This is a genomic window from Nonomuraea turcica (assembly GCF_030718205.1).
GTDB lineage: Bacteria > Actinomycetota > Actinomycetes > Streptosporangiales > Streptosporangiaceae > Nonomuraea.
The window spans coordinates 1-689 of the sequence record NZ_JAUZQF010000104.1; the positions used below are offsets into that span (position 1 = coordinate 1).

General features: G+C 60.5%; 1 pseudogene. It reads right to left on the reverse strand.

Going from position 1 to position 689, the window contains the following annotated elements:
• Positions 1–10 precede the first annotated feature (10 nt).
• A pseudogene (locus Q9G87_RS60430) lies at positions 11–388 on the reverse strand (transposase family protein); the annotation flags it as partial.
• Between the last annotated feature and the right edge of the window lie 301 nt (positions 389–689).

Genomic DNA, 689 nt, shown 5'->3' on the forward strand with positions numbered 1-689 from the left:
TGAAGGTTTTTCACCGCACCTCGCGAGCTTGCAGGACGAAGATTGCTTTGACGAGTTGACCTGCACGTAGCGGGCAACAGCGGAGTTTGCGCAGGATGCGCCAGTTCTTCAGGACGGCATTCGCGCGTTCGCCGGGAGCGCGGAGCCTGGCGTGGGCGGAGTTGGCTGTCTTCTGGGACTGCGGCTTATCACGGCCCTTGTAGGGGACGAGCACCTTCTCACCTGCGCCGACGTACGCCTTGTCGGCCAGTGTGATCAGTTTCGCGGCCTGCAGTCGGCGGATGATGCCCCAGATGCGGGCCGCCTTCAGGTCGTGTACCGAGCCGGGTAGTGATCCCGAGGTCCACAGCCGAAGTCGTAACAAGGTAGCCGTACCGGAAGGTGCGGCTGGATCACCTCCTTTCTAAGGAGCATCTTCACCCATCGCCACCGAACGTGTGGTGGGGTGACAGCTCACTAGTGGAGCACTGGCTACTCAGCAGGGACGCATTGTCCGTCCGCTAGTACCGTCGCTGGTGACAGCGGAGTGGGAACGGGGATCGTGGGGGTGCGTGCCGGCTGGACACACTGTTGGGTCCTGAGGAAACGGGCATTTGGTTCCGTTGAAGTCCTCAGTACAGGGCCACCGAAGAGTCGATGTTTGTCGGCTTGGAGGTGGTTGCTGTTTGTTGTTTGAGATTTGCATAGTG